Annotated in this window: 20 protein-coding genes; 9 read left to right on the top strand and 11 right to left on the bottom strand. The window is 63.3% G+C overall.

The features are described from left to right. The first annotated feature begins 34 nt into the window (after nt 1-34). Both fmt and truA read left to right on the top strand, forming a co-directional pair. Nucleotides 35-970 carry a methionyl-tRNA formyltransferase gene (gene fmt / locus BLJAPNOD_RS00970; protein WP_115418615.1) on the top strand — a complete coding sequence of 312 codons (936 nt, stop codon included), beginning with the start codon at nt 35-37 and terminating at the stop codon, nt 968-970. Continuing rightward, the gene (gene truA / locus BLJAPNOD_RS00965) at nt 970-1713 is read left to right on the top strand and encodes a tRNA pseudouridine(38-40) synthase TruA (protein WP_115418614.1); all 744 of its coding nucleotides are present in this window, start codon (nt 970-972) and stop codon (nt 1711-1713) included. The genes fmt and truA overlap by 1 nt, the downstream gene beginning before the upstream one ends. Before the next feature lie 38 nt (nt 1714-1751). On the opposite strand, the gene BLJAPNOD_RS00960 is transcribed toward truA, so the two are convergent. The 5 genes from BLJAPNOD_RS00960 to BLJAPNOD_RS00940 all read right to left on the bottom strand — a co-directional run bounded on the left by BLJAPNOD_RS00960 (nt 1752) and on the right by BLJAPNOD_RS00940 (nt 9151). After that, a complete protein-coding gene (locus BLJAPNOD_RS00960; RefSeq protein ID WP_115418613.1) occupies nt 1752-2348 on the bottom strand; it encodes a hypothetical protein in 597 nt (198 codons plus the stop codon). Continuing rightward, nucleotides 2335-3528 carry a succinyl-diaminopimelate desuccinylase gene (gene dapE / locus BLJAPNOD_RS00955; RefSeq protein WP_115418612.1) on the bottom strand — a complete coding sequence of 398 codons (1194 nt, stop codon included), beginning with the start codon at nt 3526-3528 and terminating at the stop codon, nt 2335-2337. The genes BLJAPNOD_RS00960 and dapE overlap by 14 nt, the downstream gene beginning before the upstream one ends. Before the next feature lie 183 nt (nt 3529-3711). Further along, the gene (locus BLJAPNOD_RS00950) at nt 3712-6897 is read right to left on the bottom strand and encodes a multidrug efflux RND transporter permease subunit (protein WP_115418611.1); all 3186 of its coding nucleotides are present in this window, start codon (nt 6895-6897) and stop codon (nt 3712-3714) included. 140 nt (nt 6898-7037) lie between these two features. Next, complete coding sequence (locus BLJAPNOD_RS00945; RefSeq protein WP_115418610.1) at nt 7038-8243, bottom strand: efflux RND transporter periplasmic adaptor subunit; 1206 nt, start codon at nt 8241-8243, stop codon at nt 7038-7040. An 83-nt stretch (nt 8244-8326) separates the two neighbouring features. After that, nucleotides 8327-9151: an alpha/beta hydrolase gene (locus tag BLJAPNOD_RS00940; RefSeq protein ID WP_115418609.1), complete on the bottom strand. Its 825-nt coding sequence runs from the start codon at nt 9149-9151 to the stop codon at nt 8327-8329. 140 nt (nt 9152-9291) lie between these two features. On the opposite strand from BLJAPNOD_RS00940, the gene BLJAPNOD_RS00935 reads away from it, so the two are divergent. Then, entirely contained in the window at nt 9292-10203 is a 912-nt protein-coding gene (locus BLJAPNOD_RS00935) for a LysR family transcriptional regulator (RefSeq protein WP_115418608.1), read from the top strand. 2 nt (nt 10204-10205) lie between these two features. On the opposite strand, the gene BLJAPNOD_RS00930 is transcribed toward BLJAPNOD_RS00935, so the two are convergent. Next, a complete protein-coding gene (locus BLJAPNOD_RS00930) occupies nt 10206-10607 on the bottom strand; it encodes a helix-turn-helix domain-containing protein (protein ID WP_115418607.1) in 402 nt (133 codons plus the stop codon). A gap of 82 nt (nt 10608-10689) precedes the next feature. Between BLJAPNOD_RS00930 and BLJAPNOD_RS00925 the strand changes: the two genes are divergently transcribed. Continuing rightward, on the top strand, nt 10690-11007 hold the full coding sequence (locus BLJAPNOD_RS00925; RefSeq protein ID WP_115421078.1) for a multidrug efflux SMR transporter: 318 nt from the start codon (nt 10690-10692) through the stop codon (nt 11005-11007). Between the two features lie 92 nt (nt 11008-11099). On the opposite strand, the gene BLJAPNOD_RS00920 is transcribed toward BLJAPNOD_RS00925, so the two are convergent. The 3 genes from BLJAPNOD_RS00920 to dapD all read right to left on the bottom strand — a co-directional run bounded on the left by BLJAPNOD_RS00920 (nt 11100) and on the right by dapD (nt 14469). Next, a complete protein-coding gene (locus BLJAPNOD_RS00920) occupies nt 11100-13067 on the bottom strand; it encodes a DEAD/DEAH box helicase (protein ID WP_115418606.1) in 1968 nt (655 codons plus the stop codon). 156 nt (nt 13068-13223) lie between these two features. After that, nucleotides 13224-13607 carry a DUF805 domain-containing protein gene (locus BLJAPNOD_RS00915; RefSeq protein ID WP_077502954.1) on the bottom strand — a complete coding sequence of 128 codons (384 nt, stop codon included), beginning with the start codon at nt 13605-13607 and terminating at the stop codon, nt 13224-13226. A 4-nt stretch (nt 13608-13611) separates the two neighbouring features. Further along, on the bottom strand, nt 13612-14469 hold the full coding sequence (dapD, locus tag BLJAPNOD_RS00910; RefSeq protein WP_115418605.1) for a 2,3,4,5-tetrahydropyridine-2,6-dicarboxylate N-succinyltransferase: 858 nt from the start codon (nt 14467-14469) through the stop codon (nt 13612-13614). Between the two features lie 309 nt (nt 14470-14778). On the opposite strand from dapD, the gene BLJAPNOD_RS00905 reads away from it, so the two are divergent. Then, the gene (locus BLJAPNOD_RS00905; RefSeq protein ID WP_077502952.1) at nt 14779-15678 is read left to right on the top strand and encodes an LOG family protein; all 900 of its coding nucleotides are present in this window, start codon (nt 14779-14781) and stop codon (nt 15676-15678) included. Nucleotides 15679-15889: 211 nt separating this feature from the next. Here the strand turns inward: BLJAPNOD_RS00905 and BLJAPNOD_RS00900 are convergent, their stop codons facing one another. Together BLJAPNOD_RS00900 and BLJAPNOD_RS00895 are read right to left on the bottom strand one after the other, a co-directional pair. Further along, nucleotides 15890-16402, bottom strand: coding sequence for an EF-hand domain-containing protein (locus BLJAPNOD_RS00900; protein WP_158556092.1), 513 nt, complete (start codon nt 16400-16402; stop codon nt 15890-15892). Nucleotides 16403-16530: 128 nt separating this feature from the next. Then, nucleotides 16531-17244 (bottom strand): pyrimidine 5'-nucleotidase, encoded by a 714-nt coding sequence (locus tag BLJAPNOD_RS00895; protein WP_115418603.1) that lies wholly within the window; start codon nt 17242-17244, stop codon nt 16531-16533. A 156-nt stretch (nt 17245-17400) separates the two neighbouring features. On the opposite strand from BLJAPNOD_RS00895, the gene BLJAPNOD_RS00890 reads away from it, so the two are divergent. From BLJAPNOD_RS00890 to BLJAPNOD_RS00875, 4 genes are all read left to right on the top strand, one after another. Beyond that, nucleotides 17401-18192 carry a sterol desaturase family protein gene (locus tag BLJAPNOD_RS00890; protein ID WP_115418602.1) on the top strand — a complete coding sequence of 264 codons (792 nt, stop codon included), beginning with the start codon at nt 17401-17403 and terminating at the stop codon, nt 18190-18192. 59 nt (nt 18193-18251) lie between these two features. Continuing rightward, nucleotides 18252-19166: a DMT family transporter gene (locus tag BLJAPNOD_RS00885; protein WP_077502948.1), complete on the top strand. Its 915-nt coding sequence runs from the start codon at nt 18252-18254 to the stop codon at nt 19164-19166. Nucleotides 19167-19239: 73 nt separating this feature from the next. Further along, entirely contained in the window at nt 19240-20319 is a 1080-nt protein-coding gene (locus BLJAPNOD_RS00880) for a trifunctional transcriptional activator/DNA repair protein Ada/methylated-DNA--[protein]-cysteine S-methyltransferase (RefSeq protein WP_115418601.1), read from the top strand. After that, complete coding sequence (locus tag BLJAPNOD_RS00875) at nt 20316-21083, top strand: isocitrate lyase/phosphoenolpyruvate mutase family protein (protein WP_115418600.1); 768 nt, start codon at nt 20316-20318, stop codon at nt 21081-21083. Before BLJAPNOD_RS00880 ends, BLJAPNOD_RS00875 begins: the two co-directional genes overlap by 4 nt. The last annotated feature ends 45 nt before the right edge of the window (nt 21084-21128 follow it).

Raw genomic sequence — 21128 nt, 5'->3', positions numbered from 1 at the left:
AGGGGCCTGATTTCAAACGGTCGGAGTATCCGCCTTGTCGCTTCGCATCATCTTCATGGGAACGCCGGAGTTTTCCGTGCCGACGCTGGCAGCCCTTGCCGGGGCTGGTCACCAGATCGTTGCCGTCTATACCCAGCCGCCCAGGCCCGGCGGCCGCCGCGGCCTCGATCTGCAGAAGTCGCCCGTACACCAGGCAGCCGAGCTGCTCGGCATTCCCATTCTCACCCCCGTCAATTTCAAGGACGAAGCCGACCGCCAGACCTTCCGCGAATTCGACGCGGATGTCGCCGTCGTCGTCGCTTACGGCCTGTTGCTGCCGGAAGCGATCCTGACCGGAACACGGCTCGGCTGCTACAATGGCCATGCCTCGCTGCTGCCGCGCTGGCGTGGTGCGGCGCCGATCCAGCGCGCCATCATGGCCGGCGACCATGAGACCGGCATGATGGTGATGAAGATGGACAAGGGGCTGGATACCGGCCCGGTCGCGCTCACCAAGGCGGTGCAGATCGGCGAGACGATGACATCAGGCGAACTGCACGACAAGTTGATGCAGGTCGGCGCGACGCTGATGAAGGAAGCGATCGGCAAGCTCGAAGCCGATGATCTGCCGCTGACCGAGCAAGCCGAGGAGGGCGTCGTCTACGCCGCCAAGATCAGCAAGGCTGAGACCCGTATCGATTTCGCCAAGACCGCGCGCGAGGTGCACGACCACATTCGCGGCCTGTCGCCGTTTCCGGGGGCATGGTTCGAGTTGGAGATCGCCGGCAAGCCGGAGCGCGTCAAGGTCCTGAACTCCGAGCGCGTGGCGGCCGAAGGCTCTGCCGGAACCGTGCTCGACGATATATTGACCATTGCCTGCGGCGAAGGCGCCGTCCGGCCGACGCGGCTGCAGCGGGCTGGCGGCAAGGCGCTTGGCCTTGCCGATTTCCTGCGCGGTACGCCGGTTGCCGCCGGCACGAGGGTCGGCTGATGCCGCGCTTTCGATTGACCGTCGAATATGACGGCTCTGATTATGTCGGCTGGCAGCGGCAGGACAACGGCGCCTCCGTCCAGGGCGCGATCGAAAAGGCGATCCTGTCTCTGACCGGTGAAACCGTCTCGGTCCGTGGAGCCGGGCGCACCGATTCCGGGGTGCATGCGGTCGGGCAGGTGGCCCATGTGGACCTCACGCGCCAGTGGAAGCCCCACACGCTGCGCAATGCGCTGAATGCCCATCTGGCCGTGGCCCGCGAAGGCGTCTCGATCCTCGACGCGCAGGAAGTCACAGACAAATTCGACGCGCGGTTCTCGGCGCTGCGCCGCCACTATCTCTACCGCATCATCTGCCGGCCGTCGCGGCTGGCGCTGGAGGCGAAACGGGCGTGGTGGGTGACGAAGCCGCTCGATCACGCGGCGATGCATGAGGGCGCGCAGCGGCTCGTCGGCCATCATGACTTCACCACCTTCCGTTCCATCCATTGCCAGGCGAAGAGCCCGATGCGCACGCTCGACCGGCTGGATGTCACCCGGACCGGCAATCTGATCGAGATTCGTGCCACCGCGCAGAGTTTCCTGCACAATCAGATCCGCTCGTTTGCCGGCTCGCTGAAGCTGGTGGGCGAGGGCAAGTGGACGCCGGACGACCTGCAGGCGGCGCTCGAAGCGCGTGACCGCAAGGCCTGCGGCCCGGTGGCGCCGCCCGACGGGCTCTATTTCATGCAGGTCGATTATTGAGGAAGGCAACGTCGCGCGCCGAGGGCGCGTGACGTCTGTCAGGCCGGGATCAGGCCGAAAAACCGCTGCAGCAATTCACCCATCATCATCGACGGAAGCAGGAAGAGTGCCGTCAGCGCCGTGGCCAGCAGGGTCTGGTTTCCGGTGATGATGCGCAGCAGCCGGAAGAGCACACCGATGCTGACGAAGAGCAGCACCAGCCAGATCAGGCTGGTCAGCCCCTCGCTGCCGGGAATGACGAGGCGGATCGCGGCCGGCACGGCCATCGCATAGGACAGCGGTACAGACAGCCAGTTGGTGGTGACGATGATCGGCACGACGGCGGCGGCAAAGCTGAGCGGGCGCGCGAGGAGGAAGATCAGCACCAGCGGCAGCAGCCAGCTGACGAGGTCGACGACCAGCAGCTTGAAGATGAAGCCGAAGCCGACCGTGGTTCCCGATGGCATCGCCGAGAGATAATAGAGCCGCCAGGACGCCCAGGTGACGGCAATCGCCGGCAGGCACCAGAGCATCGCCGCAAACGAGCGCCACAATCCGCTCTCGCTGAAATCGAGCCAACGAAAGCCTTCGCCATTACCCTGGATCAGCAGCCATAGGCCCTTGATGTAGGAAAGGACCTCCTCAAGCAGCGGCATGGCCGAACCAGCTGAAGATGAAGGTTTCGTAGATTTGCGTCAGCGTCTCGAGATCGGCGACGGCGACACGCTCGTCGACCATGTGCATGGTCTGGCCGACAAGCCCGAATTCGACGACAGGGCAATGGTCCTTGATGAACCGCGCGTCCGAGGTGCCGCCGGTGGTCGAAAGTTTTGGCTGCTGGCCGGTGACCGTTTCGATAGCGCCAGAGAGCGATGAGATCAGCGCATTGTTGCGCGTCAGGAAGACGTGGCTCGGCCGCTCGTTCCAGGTGATCTCGTATCGGACCGGATCGCGACCCGGCCGCAGCGCGCCGTCTGCTGCGGCGCGATCGAGCCGGGCGATGATCTCCGCCATCAGGCTTTCGGCAGTCCAGGTGTCGTTGAAGCGGATGTTGAAGGCCGCACTCGCCTTTGCCGGAATGACGTTGACGGCGCCGTTGCCGACGTCGATCGTCGTCACTTCCAGGTTCGACGGCTGGAAGTTTTCCGTGCCTGCGTCGAAGGGCGGATCCATCAGCGCCTGGGTCAGCTGCAGGATGCCGCGCACCGGGCTGTCGGCCAGATGCGGATAGGCCGCATGGCCCTGGACGCCGTGGACGGTGATTCGGCCCGAAAGCGAACCGCGGCGGCCGATCTTGATCATATCGCCGAGCCGGTCGGGGTTCGTCGGCTCGCCGACGAGGCAGGCATCCCAGTGTTCGCCCCTGGCGGCCGCCCAGTCGAGAAGCTTCGTGGTGCCGTTGATGGCGGGGCCTTCCTCGTCGCCGGTGATGAGGAAGGAGACAGAACCCTTCGGGAGCCCGTGCTTTTCGATGTGGCGGGCGACGGCTGCGACGAAGCAGGCGATGCCGCCCTTCATGTCGACCGCGCCGCGGCCATACATCTCGCCGTCGGCGATATCGGCTGAGAACGGACCGTGGGTCCACGCATTTTCGTCGCCGACCGGAACGACATCGGTATGGCCGGCAAACATCAGATGCGGCCCATCATTGCCGAGCCGGGCATAGAGGTTCTCGATATCGGGCGTGCCCGCTTCCTTTGCCATGACCCGGTCGACGGCAAAGCCGAGCGGTTTCAGCATGGCTTCGAGCGCTGAGAGCGCGCCGCCTTCGGCAGGGGTAACGGAGGGGCAACGGATGAAGGTGGCGAGATTGGCGATCGGATCTGTCGAGGTCATGTAGCGATATGCCGTCTGCGTGGCGCTGGGGCCAATGGGATTGAGGCTGCTGGTTTATCCGATCGTTGTGCGGCTGTCACGCAGGATGCAATGCGGCGCTGCACCGGGGGCGGAGGTGCAACGCCGCAGCTCAGCGGGCCGGGATGGGGCCGGCCCGCGTGAACCGTTTGAGGTGGAAGGGTCTCATTCCCCGGGTGCAAGATGAGGCGCTTCGATATGCGCGCCGGCGTGCTTCAAAGGCCGCTCGCCCGAAAGCTTGCGGATCAGCACATAGAACACCGGCGTCATGAAGATGCCGAAGGCGGTGACGCCGATCATGCCGGCAAAGACCGCGACGCCCATGGCCGAGCGCATTTCCGCGCCGGCGCCGGTGGAGATCACCAGGGGCACGACACCCATGATGAACGCCATCGACGTCATCAGGATCGGACGCAGGCGCAGCCGGCTCGCCTCGATCGCCGCCTGAACGGCGGTGCTGCCTGACAGTTCCAGTTCGCGGGCGAACTCGACGATCAGGATCGCGTTCTTGGCCGATAGCCCGACAAGCACGATCAGGCCGATCTGGGTGAAGACGTTGTTGTCGCCTCCCGTCAACCAGACGCCGGCAAGGGCGGCCATGATGCCCATCGGCACGATCAGGATGATCGCGATCGGCAGGGTCAGGCTCTCATACTGGGCGGCGAGGACGAGGTAGACCAAAAGCAGCGCCAGCGGGAAGACGAGCATGCCCGAATTGCCGGCAAGGATCTGCTGGTAGGTCAGATCGGTCCATTCAAACGCGATGCCCGGGGGCAGCGTTTCGGCTGCGATCTTCTCGATTGCCGCCTGGGCCTGGCCCGAGGAGAAGCCCGGAGCCGGACCGCCATTGATGTCAGCCGACAGGAAGCCGTTGTAACGGATCGCCCGCTCGGCGCCGACCGTCTGCTCGACCTTCAACAGCGCCGACAACGGGATCATCTCGCCCGATTGCGAACGCACCTTCAACTTGCCGATGTCGTCAGCATGGCTGCGGTAGTTGGCATCGGCCTGGACGCGCACGCTGTAGGTGCGGCCAAACGCATTGAAGTCGTTGACGTAGAGCGAGCCCAGATAGATCTGCAGGGTTTCGAAGACGTCGGTCACCTCGACGCCGAGCTGACGCGCCTTGACGCGATCGAGATCGGCATAGAGCTGCGGCACGTTGATCTGGAAGCTCGAGTAGATGCCGGCCAGTTCCGGCGTCTGGTAAGCCTTGGCGAGGAACGCCTTGGTCGCCTCGTCGAGCGCCTGGTAGCCGAGGCCGTTCTTGTCCTCGATCTGCAGCTTGAAGCCGCCGGTGGTGCCAAGACCCTGGACGGGCGGCGGCGGGAACATGGCGATGAAGGCATCCTGGATCGCGCCGAATTCCTGGTTCAGCTGCATGGCGATCGCCCCGCCCGAAAGCTCGGGTGTCGTGCGCTCCTCGAACGGCTTCAGCGCCACGAAGACGATGCCGGAGTTCGACGAGTTGGTGAAGCCGTTGATCGACAGGCCCGGGAAGGCAATGGCGTTTTCGACACCGGGATGCTTGAGCGCGATATCGCTCATGCGGCGGATGACGTCTTCCGAGCGGTCGAGCGTCGCTGCATCAGGCAGCTGGGCAAAACCGATCAGATACTGCTTGTCCTGGGCGGGCACGAAGCCGCCGGGAACGGCACGGAACAGCACGAAGGTGACGCCGAGCAGGATGACATAAACGCCCATGATCAGCGACTTGCGCGTCAGGATGCGGCCGACGCCGCGGCCGTAGGCTTCCGAGCTGCGCCCGAAGAACCGGTTGAAGCCGCGGAAGAACCAGCCGAACACCTTGTCCATGGCGCGGGTCAGCCAGTCCTTCGGCGCGTGGTGATCGCGAAGGAGCAGGGCAGCGAGCGCCGGGGAAAGCGTCAACGAGTTGATGGCGGAGATCACTGTCGAGATCGCGATGGTCAGCGCGAACTGGCGGTAGAACTGCCCGGTCAGGCCGGTGATGAAGGCGAGCGGCACGAACACGGCAACGAGCACCAGCGCGATGGCGATGATCGGTCCGGAAACTTCCTGCATCGCGCGGTAGGTCGCCTGAACAGGTGACAGACCCTGTTCGATGTTGCGCTCGACGTTTTCGACCACGACGATGGCGTCGTCGACGACGATGCCGATCGCCAGCACCAGGCCGAACAGGCTGAGCGCGTTGATCGAGAAGCCGAAAACGTACATCACCGCAAAGGTGCCGACGATCGAGACGGGAACGGCGACAAGCGGGATAATCGAGGCGCGCCACGTCTGCAGGAAGACGATGACGACGATGACGACAAGCGCGATCGCTTCGAGCAGGGTGTGGATGACCGATTCGATCGAGGCGCGCACGAACTGCGTCGTGTCGTAGACGATCTCGTAGTCGACGCCTTCCGGCATGGTCAGCTTCAGCTCGGCCATGGCCTTGTGGATGTTTTCCGAGATCTGGATCGCGTTCGAGCCCGGCGCCTGGAAGACGCCCATGCCGACGGCTGCCTTGTTGTCGAGCAGCGAGCGCAGCGAGTAGTCGGCAGCGCCCATTTCGACACGTGCAACGTCGCCGAGGCGCGTGACCTCGCCACCGGCGCCCGACTTGACGACGATATCGGCAAAGTCCTCAGGCGTCTGCAGGCGGCCCTGCGCATTGACGGAGAGCTGCAGGTCGAGCCCCGGGACGGACGGCGAGGCGCCGATGACGCCGGCTGCGGCCTGGACGTTCTGCGCGCGGATGGCATTGGCAACATCGCTCGCCGCCAGACCGCGCTCGGCAGCCTTCTGCGGGTCGATCCAGATGCGCATCGAATAGTCGCCGCCGCCGAAGATCTGCACCTGGCCGACACCTTCGATGCGGGCGAGGCGATCCTTGACGTTGAGCACGCCGTAATTGCGCAGATAATTGATGTCGTACTGGCCGTTGGGCGAGAGCAAGTGCACGACGAGCGTCAGGTCCGGCGAGCTCTTGACGGTGGTGACGCCGAGACGGCGCACTTCCTCGGGCAGGCGCGGTTCGGCCTGCGACACCCGGTTCTGGATGAGTTGCTGGGCCTGGTCCGGGTCGGTGCCGAGTTCGAAGGTGACGGTCAGCGTCATCAGACCGTCCGCCGTCGCCTGGCTCTGCATGTAGAGCATGCCCTCGACGCCGTTGATCTGTTCTTCGAGCGGCGTTGCGACGGTTTCGGCGATAACGGCCGGGTTGGCGCCTGGATACTGCGCCCGCACGACGATCTGCGGCGGCACGACTTCGGGATATTCGGAGATCGGCAGGCCGGTCATGCCGAGCAGGCCGCCCACGAAGATCAGGACCGAAAGAACGCCCGCGAAGACCGGGCGGTCGACGAAGAAGCGTGAGAAATTCATTGACGTATCCCCCTTGGGACGAGTTCAGGCAAACCTCCGGCAGCCGCGGCAAGAACACTCGCCACGCGCCGGGATCTGCTAAGTGATGTACGGGCGGTCGATCCCGCCGCGGCGAGTGCCGAAGCGGGTGCCGTCATGTCCTACTTGGCGGCGATCGACGCCGTCGTCTCTTCCACCTGCTGCGGTGCCACGAGCACGCCCGGGCGCACCCGTTGCAGGCCGTTGACGACGATGTTCTCGCCGGTCTTCAGGCCACTTTCGACGATGCGCAGTCCGTCGGAATTCGGGCCGAGCTTGACCTGGCGGTACTCGACCTTGTTGTCGGATCCGACGACGAAGACGAACTTCTTGTCCTGGTCGGAGCCGATGGCGCGATCGCTGATGACAAGCTTTTCTTCGGGCTCCGGTTCGCCGATGCGAATGCGAACGAACTGGCCTGGGATCAGCCGTCCATCGGCATTTTCAAGGGCGGCGCGAACGCGGATCGTGCCGGTTGCCGCATCCACCTCGTTGTTGATCAGCTGGATATGGCCTGAGATTGGCGTGCCCTCGTCGGCAGCGGTGCCGATCTGCACCGGGATGCGCTCGATGGCGTTGCCGCCGGCCGAGGCCTGGAGCCGGGCGAGGGCGGTGGTCACCACCTCTTCGCTGGCGCTGAAGCTTGCGTAGATGGGATCGACCGAAACCAGCGTCGTCAGCACCGGCGAGGCGGAGCCGGCGGCAACGAGATTGCCGGCGGTCACTTCCAGCCGGCCGACACGGCCGGAGATCGGGGCCCGGACCTCGGTGTATTGAAGGTCAAGCTCGGCCGTGCGCAACGCCGCCTTGGCGGAGCGCACGCTTGCCTGTGCTTCGTCGAAGGCGCTGAGGCGCTGGTCAACGCCGCTCTGCGGGATCGCGCTGGTGGTGACGAGCTTGCGTCCCCGATCGAGCTCCGTCTTGGCAAGTGCGACGCGCGCCTCGGCTGCCGAGACCTGCGCGGCTGCCCGGTCGACGGCTGCCGCATAGGGCTCGGGATCGATGGTCAGCAGCAGGTCGCCTTTCTTCACCAGGGCGCCTTCGCGGAAGTGGCTTTCAAGAATGGCGCCGCCGACCCGGGGACGGATCTCGACACGCTCGATCGCCTCCAGCCGTCCGGAAAAATCTTCCCAGGTGGTGATGCGGCGCGACTGGGCCTTGGCCACCGAAACCGGAACGGCCGGCGGCGGTGCCGCTGCCGTTTCGGTTGCGGCGTCCGCTTCGAAGTGCTGGGGCAGGCCGAGAAGAACGGCGGCTGCGCCAGCGGTAGACAATAGGATGCTCAGGCCGGCGCCCCAGAGGGCCCGGCGGGTCACTGTCGATGTCATTTTTCTCTCCTTGCCGGTTGGGAGCCGGCGCTTTTGCTGCTGTCGTCAGCGCGGGGGAAGGCCTGTCGCCTTGTCGTCCCTTGCTAACGCATCGTCATTTCCGCCGGCTTTGCCCCTGCCTGTTGAAAGAAGCGGGAAAAGATGCCGGTAATCGTTTCTTCCTGGGCGGCCCAGGTTTCGGCGTTCACGGTATTTTGCGGTATCCACCCGGCCCGGCCGGGAAGAATTTGCGATTGGACGCTCACACCCGCCTGACGGAGGCGGTCGGCATAGGCCGCAGTCTCGTCGCGCATCGGGCATTCCTCGCTGGTCAGGATCAGCGCGGGCACAAGACCGGCGAGCCGCGTACAGTGTGCTGGAGCGGCATAGGGATGCGTGAAGCCACCGCATTCGCCGAGATACCGTTGCCATCCCTCGGCGATCGATTGCACCGAGGTCTCGGGACAGTATTTGCGAAACGACGCCGTCGCCAGGCACGGATCCAGCATCGGCGACAAGAGGATCTGCCCCTTGAGGTCGGTCAGGAACTGGTCGCGGGCCATCAGCGCCACGCCGGCGGCGATGTTGCCGCCCGCCTCTTCGCCGGCGATGAACAGCATCGATTTCTTGTGCGCGAATTGCGGGCAACGCGCGCGCATCGAGGACAGCATCGAATAGGTGACGTCGAGTGCTGCCGGAAACGGATTGAGGCAGGCCGATGAATATTCCGGTGAGATCACGATGGCACCGGCCGCCGCAAGCGCCTTGGCCACCCGCTCGCCGGCGGCAATCGAACTGCCAACGAAGGAGCCGCCATGCAGGTGCAGCACCACAGGCGGCGGATTGAGCAGCGTGTCGCCACTATAGACACGTGCCGGGCACGAGCCTTGGCCCGTCTGCATCGTCTCTAGTCTAAAGCGTTCACCCATCTCTCTTGCCTTTGCCACGGGGTCATCCCACATGAGGCGACAACCCGCCATGATGGGAGAATAACATTGTCTTCTGTCTGGAATAGTCAGTTCAATCCGACTACACTATTCATTATCTCGAACAATCACGGCTATTGAAAATGGACCAGCTCACGGCCATGCGCGCGTTTCTCCGCGTTGTCGAAACCGGCAATTTCACACGGGCTTCCGCTTCGCTCAATATGCCCAAAGCAACCGTCACCAATCTCATCCAGGGCTTGGAAGCGCATTTGCGCACCAAGCTGCTCAATCGAACGACGCGGCGGGTCCTGGTGACGCCGGATGGTGCACTTTATTACGAACGCGCCGCCCGTCTCGTCACCGATCTCGACGAACTCGACGGCAGCCTGTCGAGCGCCCAGAGCCTGCCGAAAGGACGGTTGCGCGTGGAAATGGCAAGCGCCATGGCCAATCTTATTGTGATCCCTGCTTTGCCGGAGTTTCACAAGCGCTACCCCGATATCCAAATCGATCTAGGCGTTTCCGACCGCACAGTCGATTACGTTGCAGAGAATGTCGACTGCGCGATACGCGTCGGCGCCCTGACCGACCAGTCGCTGATTGCCCGCCGCATCACCGACATGAGCTTCATCGCCTGTGCTGCGCCCGACTATCTCGACCGTTGCTCGACACCGCAACATCCGTCCGACCTTTCGAAGAATTGTTATGTCGTCGGCTATTTCCGCCCACAGACCGGTCAGCAGATGCCGTTCTACTTCAAGCGCGGAGCCGAGGAGATTGAGGTCCATGGCCGCTATGCGGTCGCGGCCAACGAATCGACCACCTATCTCGCCGCCGCCCGCGCCGGCCTCGGTGTCATCCAGGCGCCGCGTTTCATGGTGCGGGGCGATCTTGAGACCGGCACCATGCGGCCGGTGCTGCAGGACTGGCAGATCGACTCGATGCCGATCTATCTGGTCTATCCGCCCAACCGGCACTTGAGCAGCCGGCTCCGTGTCTTTGCCGACTGGGTGGTGAAAATCATCGCACAATCACAACTCGACGGCGAATAGACCTATTTTCCACGCTCGGCGTCGTAGCGTTCACGCGCCGCATCGAGCGCGCCAAAGTGCGTTTCGGCCCAGCGATCGAGCACCAGCAGGGTTTCGCTGAGCGAACGACCGACAGCGCTCAAGCTGTATTCCACATGCGGCGGCACAGTCTTCTTGTCCTCGCGGATGACGAGACCGTTGCGTTCCAGCTCCTTCAGCGTCTGGGTCAGCATCTTCTGCGAGACATCGCCGAGGCGGCGCATCAGTGCGGCGTTGCGCATCGGACCTTCCTCGAGCGCCGAAATGATCAGCATCGCCCATTTGCTGGCAATCAGCTCCAGTGCATGGCGCGACGAGCAGGTCGGGTCGAACACGTCAGGAATGGAGGCCGTGGGTGCTTTCAGCAGGTCCGTCGAGATTTTCATAGTTACCAAAAGGTGCGTAATTGCTCTTCGGTGCCTATCCTACCAGATTGTTCTCCAGATGAAAATTTCGATGGAGACGGCAATGGCGTGGATCATCCTGATAGTGGCGAGCCTGATTGAAATCGTCATGGGGCTCGCGCTCAAATATGCAGACGGCTGGACGAAACTGGTGCCGAGTGTCATCGGCATCGTAGCGGCGCTTGGCAGCGTCTACCTCCTGACGATCGCCATGCGCGACCTGCCGGCCGGCACCGCCTACGCTGCCTGGACCGGCATTGGCTCGGTTGGCATCACCGTGCTCGGCATCGTGCTGTTCGGCGACCCCGTCTCCTTTCTGCGCATCACCTGCATCGCGATGATCATCGTTGCCGTCGCCGGTCTGCGTTTCCTCGAAGCCTGAGACGGTCGGCGTCCGCAACCCAAGACGAAAAAAGCGCCACGATCGGATCGCGGCGCTTTTTGATTGGTTATGGCCATGTGCCTGGGCGGAGCTTAGCTCTGACGGTTCTTGGCGTTGTTGCCCTTGGGCTTCGGCTTGAAGCCGCCATCCTTGTTGGCGTTCGGCTTGGCCTTCTTCTTGGTCCAGGCCTCGCGGTTCTCCGGCGGCTTGTCGTCGGTGTGGGCCGGGGCGGCGGCGTAGGCCGGCTTCTTGTCGAACTTGCGCTTCGGCTTGAAGTCGCCGTCGCTGCGTGCCGTATCGTCGGAATAGGGGCGCTTCTTGGCAAAGGCCGGCTTGTCCTTGGAATAGGCGGGCTTGTCCTTGGAGAAGTTCGGCTTGTCTTTCGAGAAGCTCGGCTTTTCCTGGCGCTGCTGCGTGAGATCAGGCGCACCCGGAAGCGTCTTCACCCGGATGCCTTTTTCCAGCATGCCTTCCTTGCCGATCGACGACAGGAAGCGCTCAGCGCCGTCAGCCGTCATCTCGACGAAGGTTTCGTCCTGCTGCATGCGGATCGCGCCGATGTCGCGTTTGGTGAGCTTGCCGTGGCGGCACAGCATCGGGATCAGCCAGCGCGGCTCGGCGCTCTGCTTGCGGCCGACCGAAAGCGAGAACCAGCTGCCGTCGCTGAAGTCGGCACGCGGCGCGTCATAGTCTTCGCGCGGTGTGGATTTCTCGTCGCGGCGCGGCTTGGCGCGGCTGTCGCCGACGGCAACTTCGATCAGGTCTTCAGGCGCGGAGCGACCCGAGCGGAACTGGCGCACGAAGGCTGCAGCCATCTGCTCGGCGCCGTGGAGCTCGATCAGGGCGCGCACGATCTCTTCTTCGTCTTCGCGGATCGGCTCGGCAAAGCTGGTGTCGGCAAGCAGGCGCTCGTCGTCGCGGCGGCTGACGTCGTCGGCTGACGGCGGGCGTGCCCAGTTGGCGGTGATGCGGGCATTTTCGAGCAGGCGCTCGGCCTTGCGGCGCTGGCTCACCGGCACGATCAGGGCGCTGACGCCCTTCTGGCCGGCGCGTCCGGTGCGGCCGCTGCGGTGCAGAAGCGTGTCCGGATTGGTCGGCAGGTCGGCGTGGATGACCAGCTCCAGGCCGGGCAGGTCGATGCCGCGGGCGGCGACGTCGGTGGCGATGCAGACGCGGGCGCGACCGTCGCGCATGGCCTGCAGCGCATGGGTGCGTTCGTTCTGGCTGAGCTCGCCCGACAGCGCCACGACCGAGAAGCCGCGGTTGTTGAAGCGGGCGGTCAGATGGTTGACCGCAGCACGGGTTGAGCAGAACACGATGGCGTTCTTCGCTTCGTAGAAACGCAGGACGTTGATGATCGCGTTTTCGCGATCGTTCGACGCCACGGTCAGGGCGCGGTATTCGATGTCGACATGCTGCTTCTGTTCCGAAGCGGTGCTGATGCGCACGGCATCGCGCTGGTAGTTCTTGGCAAGTGTGGCGATCGAGCGCGGCACGGTTGCCGAAAACATCAGGGTGCGGCGATCGTCAGGGGATTCCTCGAGGATGAATTCGAGGTCTTCGCGGAAGCCGAGGTCGAGCATCTCGTCGGCCTCGTCGAGCACGACGGCGCTCAGTGAGGAGATGTCGAGCGAGTTGCGGCGGATATGGTCGCAAAGGCGTCCGGGCGTGCCGACGACGATGTGGGCGCCGCGTTCCAGCGCGCGCTTCTCGGTGCGCATGTCCATGCCGCCGACGCACGAAATGATCGTCGCACCGGTCTGTTCATAGAGCCATTCGAGCTCGCGCTTGACCTGCAGCGCCAACTCGCGTGTCGGTGCGATCACCAGCGCCAACGGCGCGCCGGGCGCGCTGAAGCGGCGCTGATCGCCAAGCAGGGTCGGCGCCAGCGCCAGGCCGAAGGCGACGGTCTTGCCGGAGCCGGTCTGAGCCGATACCAGCGCATCCTTGCCCGCAAGGTCGGGATCGCGCATCGCCTTTTGAACCGGCGTCAACTCGTTGTAACCGCGTTTTGCCAACGCCTCGGCGATCGCAGGCGCGATCCCTTCGAATTCTGTCATCTCTCGTCTTTCGGATTTCGGTTTTCGCGCCGGTAAACGAACAAGACCTTGGATCAGGTCGTCATCAGGCGCCGATTGCCGCGGCCAGCATCTTGTCGCCGGCCTGTTCATGGCGCGCTACATACCTGTTCGGGGCTGAAATGTACAGTGCGCCGCTTAAGCGCCGGGTTCGTCTCCGCGCTGGCCGAATTCGTTCGGTCCTTCCGCCCCGGGCCACAGGCAGAGCGCGATGAAAACGACGGGGCTCAACACCGGGATGAACAGGCAAAGTGCGAGTGGTCCGGGATAACCGATATCGTGCAGCCGCTTGATTGCCAGCATGGCGATCGACAGCGTGGAAACGACGCCGGACACGATCAGCGCCAGCGTCCAGAGTGCCAGCGCGGTGTTGTGGTTTTCGTTGGCGAACATCTGCGCGACGACAAAACCGCCGATCAGAAGCCAGAAAAGCCAGGACAGGAAAAAGGGCAGGCGAGTGATGCGACCGGAGGGGCTGAAGAACAGCCAGATCATGTTCGGCTGCCGCCCCTCCGGTGTCATCTGATCAGTCTCGAAGCAGTTCGTTGATGCCGGTCTTGGAGCGGGTCTTCTCGTCGACGCGCTTGACGATAACGGCGCAATAGAGGTGCGGCGCCGGCTGGCCATTGCCCATGGTCGAGCCCGACGGCATCGAGCCGGCGACGACGACCGAGTAGGGCGGCACTTCGCCATAGGTCACTTCGCCGGTAGCGCGGTCGACGATCTTGGTCGACTTGCCGATGAAGACGCCCATGCCGAGAACCGAGCCTTCGCGCACGATGCAGCCTTCAACGACCTCGGAGCGGGCGCCGATGAAGCAGTTGTCCTCGATGATTGTCGGACCGGCCTGCATCGGCTCCAGCACGCCGCCGATGCCGACGCCGCCCGAGAGATGCACGTGCTTGCCGATCTGGGCGCAGGAACCGACCGTTGCCCAGGTGTCGACCATCGTGCCTTCACCGACATAGGCGCCGAGGTTGACGAATGACGGCATCAGGATCGCGTTCGGCGCGATATAGGCGGAGCGGCGCACGACGCAGTTCGGCACGGCGCGGAAGCCGGCCTTCTCGAATTCGTTGACGCTCCAACCGTCGAACTTGGAGGCGACCTTGTCCCACCAGACGGATTCTCCCGGACCGCCCCGCACGATCTCCATCGGGTTGAGGCGGAACGAGAGCAGCACGGCTTTCTTCAGCCATTGATTGACGGTCCAGTTGCCGTCGGCGCCGCGCTCTGCCACCCGCACCTTGCCGCTGTCGAGCAGGTTCAGTGCCGTCTCCACGGCATCGCGCACCGCGCCGCGCGTTCCGGTGTTTACGGAATCGCGGTCGTCAAAAGCGGCGTCGATCGTCTGCGACAGGGAGGCGAGGTCGTGGTTCGTCATCGGAATTCCTTAAAGTTCGGCAGTTATCCTGGCAAAGCTCTACTGCATAATTCCGCAAATCGGAATCGATTTAAGGACAAAATTAAGCAGCGACGCGATCTGCGGCTATGGGTGTTCATTGCCGGCTGAAGTGCGTGGTGCCCGAGGCTGTTCCGGAAAAGTTGAACTGCTTTTCGGCGCGGCCGTCCCGCCAGGGCTTGGCAAGCTCGGACGACTCCGGCATCAGGGGCATTCATGACCGATGAAACAGGATAGGACGCGTCCGCCCGAGATGCCGATTGTCCGGAACGCGACGGGAAAGACGATAGCATGGCACGCATGAAGAAGCGCAATCTGCGCCGTAAGGATGGGGTTTGGGATCCGCTGGCCGATAGCTCGCAGAGCCGTCAGCGGGCGCAGACGGTTCCGCTGACGCCGCAATCGGCCTCGCCAGCCTATCGCCTCGCCTATATCGACGATGATTTTCTCTGCCGCGAGGAGCTGCGCCCGGTGCGTTTGCAGCTCGAACTCTTGAAGACCGAAATGATGCTGGAGGAACACGGCATCAACTCGACCGTCGTGATGTTCGGTGGCGCCCGCATCCCCGAGCCCGGCGGTGACGCCTGGGCGGCCAAGAACGATACCCAGCGCAAGAACCTCGAGGCAGCCTCGGTCTACTACGACGAGGCGCGCAAGTTCGCGCGGCTTTGCTCGGAGCATTCCGCCAAGCTGCACCACAAGGAATACGTGGTCGTCACCGGCGGCGGGCCGGGTGTGATGGAGGCGGGCAACCGTGGCGCCGACGATGTCGGTGCTCCGTCGATCGGTCTCAACATCGTCTTGCCGCACGAGCAGGCGCCGAACCGCTTCGTCACGCCGGAACTGTCGTTCAACTTCCACTATTTCGCGATCCGCAAGATGCATTTCCTGCTGCGCGCAAAGGCAGTGGTGGTTTTCCCGGGTGGATTCGGAACGCTCGACGAATTGTTCGAGACGATGACTCTGATGCAGACCGGACGTATGGCTCTGGTCCCGCTGATCCTCTTCGGCGAGAAATTCTGGCGCACCATCATCAATTTCGAGGCGCTCGCTGAATTCGGCACGATCGCACCGAACGATGTGGACCTGCTGCGCTTCGTCGATACCGCCGATGAAGCCTGGGAGATCATCTCCAGCTTCTATCAGGCCGTCGATTCCAAAACCGTGCCGATGGCAAACGGTAGGCGCTAGAGAGCTCTGCTTCTTCGGGCGCAATGCTCGTTTGGCGGATAAACAACGCCGCGTGCCAAATCTGGCGCGCGGCGTCGTCGTTTCGGGGGGATGTTGCAGAATTCACGCCTCCCCCTTGCGATCGTGTCCGATGCCAGGGGGAGGCGCCACGCAGACGACACGCTCCGCCGGGGGAGGGAGAGTGTCGTCATCCGGGTTTGATTTTCCTGGCCTAGACCTTCTTGCTGAAGTCGGCCGCGTCGATGACGCCGTCGCCATTCTTGTCGCGGCGCTTGAACATCTTCTCGCTCGCACTTGCGACTTCGGCAGCACTTAGGGAGCCATTGCCGTCGGTGTCGACGCGCTTGAAGGCCTTGGGCCGCATGCCGGGCACCATGGCTGGCCGCGCCTCCTTGAGCTGGGCGAGGGCTGCGTCGCGCTCCTTGCCCTTGGCTTCGTGCCACGCCTTGCGGGCGTCGCGGAACGCCTGGCGCTTCGCCTTCATCTCGTCGGCGCTGATCTGGCCATCGCCATTGGTGTCGAATGTCTTGAAGTTCGTGGTCATGCGCGCCTGAAACTCGTTGAGCGACACCTTGGAATCGCTGTTGGTATCAAGCCGCTTGATCATGCGTTCGGCCCGCTGTTCGGGCGTCATCTTGTCTCTGGCCGCAAAGGATGGCGCAGCCATTCCTGTGACGGCGACGGCAAGGGCGGTCACGCCAAGGATCAGGGTTCTGTTCCGCATCATGCTTCCTTTCGATCGGGTTATCCCTGAACGAATGATAGGCAGCCAGGCGGCGGGCACCAGTTAAACTTTGGTAATTTAAGCCTTTGGCGGGAAAGGGGTTTTTCCCTGGCCAAATTGTGTCGGCGTCAGAGGTCGGCGATTACGCGCTTGAGGAAGCTGGCAAGGTCCTCGGTCACGTAGTCGATCTGCTCGTCCTCGTCCCCGGACTGCTCCCAGGATTCGGCAAACTCGTATTCGAAGTTGCGCGGCACCAGCAGAACCGTCTTCATGCCCAGGGTCTTGGGGACCAGCAGGTTGCGCGGCAGGTCCTCGAACATCGCCGCATTGCGCGTGTCGACCCGGTGCAGGCTCATGAACTTGTCATAGGTTTCACCCGCCGGCTTCGGTACGAAATCGGCAGCGACGATATCGAAAATGTCGTTGAAGTGATCGAGGATGCCGAGCGCGCGAGCGGTCATCTCCGCATGGGCGACGCTGCCGTTGGTGAAGATGAACTTGCGTCCCGGCAGCGCCTTGATCGCCTCGCCCAGCGTCGGGTCCGGCGGCACGATGCTGTAGTCGATCGCGTGGGCCTTTTCGAGGAATTCGTTCGGGTCGATGCCGTGATGGATCATCAGGCCTTTGAGCGTCGTGCCGTGATCGCGGTAATAGTCTTTTTGCAGCTTCTTCGCGTCCGCCGGCTCCAGCGACAAAAGCGCGGCAACATAGGCCGTCATGTTGCGGTCGATCTGCGAGAACAGATTGACGTGATGCGGATAGAGCGTGTTGTCCAGGTCGAACACCCAGTCGGTGACATGGGAGAAATCGTCGTGGGTCGGCAGGCGATCGAGCTTTTTCATGACTGCCTTATGACATGGCGGTGATGGGCGGCAAACGACAAAATGCACGCCGCAGCGCGGGTTGTCCTGCCGGCGCACGCATTTCCACTTTGAATTGCCTAGACGGCATGGCATCTTTCGCCCGGGGCGGTTTCAGACACGTGGCGGCAGGTGCACATGTCGGACGAAGTGTTCTATCTGCTGTTTCTGTTCGGGTTTTACGCGACGACCGTCGTGACCTATTTCGCCTTCGGCTATGGCGTGACCTGGTTCAACGCCCGCAATCCGGAACGAAAGATCCAGAAGGGCCGCGGTTCGGGCAGACGCCGCAAGGCGGAAATCCGCCAGAGCCTGGCGTCGATGTTCAGCGCCTGCCTGCCGCTGACGATCGGTCTTTACGTCCAGCAGAAGGGCTGGGCGCCGGCGCCCTGGGCTCTGCACTGGTGGGCGGCGGTGCCGCTCTTCGTGCTGTGCATGTTCCTCTACGATACCTGGTTCTATTTCATGCATCGGCTGCTGCACACCCGGTGGCTCTTCCCGCTGCACGCCCTTCATCACAAAAGCGTCGCGCCGACGATCTGGAGCACCTATTCGGAGGATGTTGTCGACAACTTCCTCTTGCAGAGCTTTTCGGCCGTCGTCGTTTTCGTCGTTCCGTTTCCGCCGGCAATCCTCATAGGGCAGCGATTGTTCGAACATTTCAACGGCATGATCGGCCATTGTGGCTTCGAGTATTTCGCCACATCCACCGCACGTTATCCGTCGCCTCTGTTGTGCACGACGTTCCACGACCAGCATCATTCCGGCTTCCGGTACAATTACGGCAACTATTTCTCCTTCTTGGATCGCCTGCTGGGCACGATCGCGCCGAATTACGATCAGAGCGTGAAGATTTTCGAAGAAGAGGTCCCGCCGCTGACGCTCCGTCGGGCTGGCGAACTGGCGGACGTCCAGGAAAAATCAGACTAAATAGGCGAGAGCGTATGGAGTTCTTGGCAATACCAGGCCGGGCATGTTAGCTCGCGGCCATGGAAACCTGGGTACTCATCACCGTCGCTGCGGCCTTCCTTCAGAATGTCCGCTCCGCCATGCAGAAACACCTGAAGGGCGTCATGGGCACGACGGGCGCAACCTTCGTGCGTTTCGGCTTCGGCCTGCCTTTTGCGTTGTTCTACCTGTTCGTGCTCTGGCAGGTGGTGGGTCGTCCGCTTCCGGTACCCAATGGCACCTTTTTCCTCTGGGCCGTGATCGGCGGGCTGGCACAGATCGCCGCAACCTTCCTGTTGGTACACCTCTTTTCCTTCCGCAACTTTGCGGTCGGCACCGCCTATTCGCGCACCGAGCCGGCCCAGGCAGCCCTCTTCGGCCTCATCTTCCTCGGCGAGCGGGCGAGTGAGGGCACGCTGGTGGCGATCGCCATCTCTGTTGTCGGCGTCATGCTGATTTCCGTCGCGCGCACGACGCTCAGCCCACGCTCGCTGGTCACGTCGGTTTTCAGCCGCACCGCCGGCATCGGCCTGCTTTCGGGAACGTTCTTCGGGCTCTCGGCCGTCGCCTATCGTTCCGCGTCGCTCGCACTCGCACCGAGCTTGCCGGCACCCGATTACATGATGCAGGCAAGCTTCACGCTCGGCTTCGTCATCCTGCTGCAGACGGTGGTGATGCTGATCTGGATCGTGGCCCGCGAACCAGGCGAGCTCAAGCTGATCGCCGCCGCGTGGAAACCGGCCGTCGTCGTCGGTTTCGTCGGCGCTTCCGCGTCCTTCGGCTGGTTCATGGCAATGACGCTGCAGCAGGCGGCGATCGTCAAGGTGGTGGCGCAGGTCGAGATGCTCTTCACATTCGCCTCGTCCTTCTTCATCTTCCGCGAATGGATCAATCGGCTCGAACTTCTCGGCTGCCTGCTGATCGTGCTCGGCGTGGTGACGCTCGTGCTGATCTGACAACGCTGATCTGAAAAAATAGACGCCCGAAAACCGGCGTCTCTTCGCCCTGTGGTCGTGGTAGAACCACGCCATGTTGTTCGATCTTCCTTCCGATGAAACGCTCTACGACGCCTTGATGGCGCGAAGCACCGAATACGAAGGTTCAGCCTTCGTCTGCGTCAAGACAACAGGCGTCTTCTGCCGCCTGTCCTGCCCAGCCCGCAAGCCGAAGCGAGAAAACACGATTTTCGTGGGCTCGATCGGCACCTGCCTGGAGACGGGGTTCCGTCCCTGCCAGCGCTGCCGGCCGCTCGCCACCTTCGGCGCCAAGGATCCGCTGGTACAAGAGCTGCTGCAGGCGCTGGAAGTAGCACCTGAGCGGCGCTGGAGCGAGGATGATATCGTGCGCCGCGGGCTCGATCCGTCGACTGTCCGCCGGGCGTTCAAACGCAATCTCGGCATCACCTTTCTCGATCTGGCGCGGTATCGCCGCCTGGGGCTTGCTGCCCGTCAGCTCGCCGACGGAGGGCGCGTGATCGACGCCCAGCTCAAAGCCGGCTACGAATCGCCGAGCGGCTTTCGTGCCGCCTTCCAGCGATTGCTTGGCGACGCGCCGGCCGCCGCTTTGGGGCGGGAGCTGCTCTCCTTTGATTGGCTCGAGACGCCGATCGGCCCCATGGTCGCGATCGGCGACGCCACACATCTGCATCTGCTCGAGTTCCACGATCGCAAGGCATTGCCGACGGAACTCGCGGCGCTGAAGCGAGCGACACGCTCGGCGATTGTCCCCGGCAGGACGGCGCCGATCGACAGGATTGAAGGCGAGTTGAAGGCCTATTTCGCGGGCGATATGGGCGCATTCCAAACGCCGCTTGCGCCCGGCGGGACGCCTTTCGAGCGCAACGTCTGGGAGAAGCTTGTAAAGATTCCCGCCGGTGGGACGCGGTCCTATGGTGACATTGCCCGCGAGGTCGCTACGATCCAGTCCGCGCGTGCCGTGGCCAGTGCAAACGGATCCAACCGGATCGCCATCGTCATACCCTGCCACCGCTGCCTTGGCGCTGACGGTTCGCTCACGGGTTACGGCGGCGGGCTCTGGCGGAAACAGTGGCTGTTGCGGCACGAGGCGAAAGCGAAACCTGTCAGCCCGTTCGTGGAGGAAACGCAATGAACCAGAAGGAAAAGGCGCTCGCCTTTGCCGCCCTGCATAAAAAGGGCGATCCGGTGGTGCTCTACAACATCTGGGACGCCGGCAGCGCCAAGGCGGTCGCCGAGGCCGGCGCCAAGGCGCTTGCCACCGGCAGCTGGTCGATCGCCGCCGCTCATGGCTTCGGCGATGGCGAGAAGGTGCCGTTGGCGCTGTTGACCGATATCGCCCGGCTGATCGTCGGCTCGACCGAACTGCCGGTGACGGTCGATTTCGAGGGGGCCTATTCCGATGATCCGGCAACGGGGGCTGCCAACGTCTCGCGGCTGATCGACGTCGGCGCCATCGGTATCAATTTCGAGGACCAGGTGGTCGGCAAGTCAGGCGTGCATGCACTCGAGAAGCAAGCCGCCCGTATCCGGGCTATCCGCGAGATGGCGGATCGCCGTGGCGTGCCGTTGTTCATCAATGCCCGCACCGACCTGTTCCTGCAGGCGAGCGATGCGGCCCACCATGCCGGCCTCGTCGATGAGGCGATTGCGCGCGGAAAGGCCTTTGCCGAAGCGGGCGCCAGCGGCTTCTTCGTGCCGTGGTTGGTGGACGAGGGGTTGATCGCCAAGGTCTGCGCCGCCTCGAGCTTGCCGGTCAACGTGATGATGCGACCGGGCGCACCTGATCTGAAGACGCTGGCTTCGGCCGGCGTCGCCCGGGTCAGCTACGGGCCGTTCCCTTATCGGGCGATGATGGAGAAGCTGAAGCAGGAAGCCGTGGCCGTTTATCAGGTCTGAGCATGGTCAAAAACAGAAGCGGGACACGGCCTGAAAACCGTATCC

Origin of the sequence: Ensifer sp. M14 (assembly GCF_003355565.1) — a bacterium.
In the GTDB taxonomy this organism is placed as follows: Bacteria; Pseudomonadota; Alphaproteobacteria; order Rhizobiales; family Rhizobiaceae; genus Ensifer.
This window is presented reverse-complemented; position numbering and strand designations above follow the sequence as displayed.

Coding starts and splice junctions, on each gene's coding strand:
- truA (WP_115418614.1), top strand. CDS start 970: ATGCCGCGCTTTCGATTGACCGTCGAATATGACGGCTCTGATTATGTC.
- BLJAPNOD_RS00960 (WP_115418613.1), bottom strand. CDS start 2,348: ATGCCGCTGCTTGAGGAGGTCCTTTCCTACATCAAGGGCCTATGGCTG.
- dapE (WP_115418612.1), bottom strand. CDS start 3,528: ATGACCTCGACAGATCCGATCGCCAATCTCGCCACCTTCATCCGTTGC.
- BLJAPNOD_RS00950 (WP_115418611.1), bottom strand. CDS start 6,897: ATGAATTTCTCACGCTTCTTCGTCGACCGCCCGGTCTTCGCGGGCGTT.
- BLJAPNOD_RS00945 (WP_115418610.1), bottom strand. CDS start 8,243: ATGACATCGACAGTGACCCGCCGGGCCCTCTGGGGCGCCGGCCTGAGC.
- BLJAPNOD_RS00940 (WP_115418609.1), bottom strand. CDS start 9,151: ATGGGTGAACGCTTTAGACTAGAGACGATGCAGACGGGCCAAGGCTCG.
- BLJAPNOD_RS00935 (WP_115418608.1), top strand. CDS start 9,292: ATGGACCAGCTCACGGCCATGCGCGCGTTTCTCCGCGTTGTCGAAACC.
- BLJAPNOD_RS00930 (WP_115418607.1), bottom strand. CDS start 10,607: ATGAAAATCTCGACGGACCTGCTGAAAGCACCCACGGCCTCCATTCCT.
- BLJAPNOD_RS00925 (WP_115421078.1), top strand. CDS start 10,690: ATGGCGTGGATCATCCTGATAGTGGCGAGCCTGATTGAAATCGTCATG.
- BLJAPNOD_RS00920 (WP_115418606.1), bottom strand. CDS start 13,067: ATGACAGAATTCGAAGGGATCGCGCCTGCGATCGCCGAGGCGTTGGCA.
- BLJAPNOD_RS00915 (WP_077502954.1), bottom strand. CDS start 13,607: ATGACACCGGAGGGGCGGCAGCCGAACATGATCTGGCTGTTCTTCAGC.
- dapD (WP_115418605.1), bottom strand. CDS start 14,469: ATGACGAACCACGACCTCGCCTCCCTGTCGCAGACGATCGACGCCGCT.
- BLJAPNOD_RS00905 (WP_077502952.1), top strand. CDS start 14,779: ATGGCACGCATGAAGAAGCGCAATCTGCGCCGTAAGGATGGGGTTTGG.
- BLJAPNOD_RS00900 (WP_158556092.1), bottom strand. CDS start 16,402: ATGCGGAACAGAACCCTGATCCTTGGCGTGACCGCCCTTGCCGTCGCC.
- BLJAPNOD_RS00895 (WP_115418603.1), bottom strand. CDS start 17,244: ATGAAAAAGCTCGATCGCCTGCCGACCCACGACGATTTCTCCCATGTC.
- BLJAPNOD_RS00890 (WP_115418602.1), top strand. CDS start 17,401: ATGTCGGACGAAGTGTTCTATCTGCTGTTTCTGTTCGGGTTTTACGCG.
- BLJAPNOD_RS00885 (WP_077502948.1), top strand. CDS start 18,252: ATGGAAACCTGGGTACTCATCACCGTCGCTGCGGCCTTCCTTCAGAAT.
- BLJAPNOD_RS00880 (WP_115418601.1), top strand. CDS start 19,240: ATGTTGTTCGATCTTCCTTCCGATGAAACGCTCTACGACGCCTTGATG.
- BLJAPNOD_RS00875 (WP_115418600.1), top strand. CDS start 20,316: ATGAACCAGAAGGAAAAGGCGCTCGCCTTTGCCGCCCTGCATAAAAAG.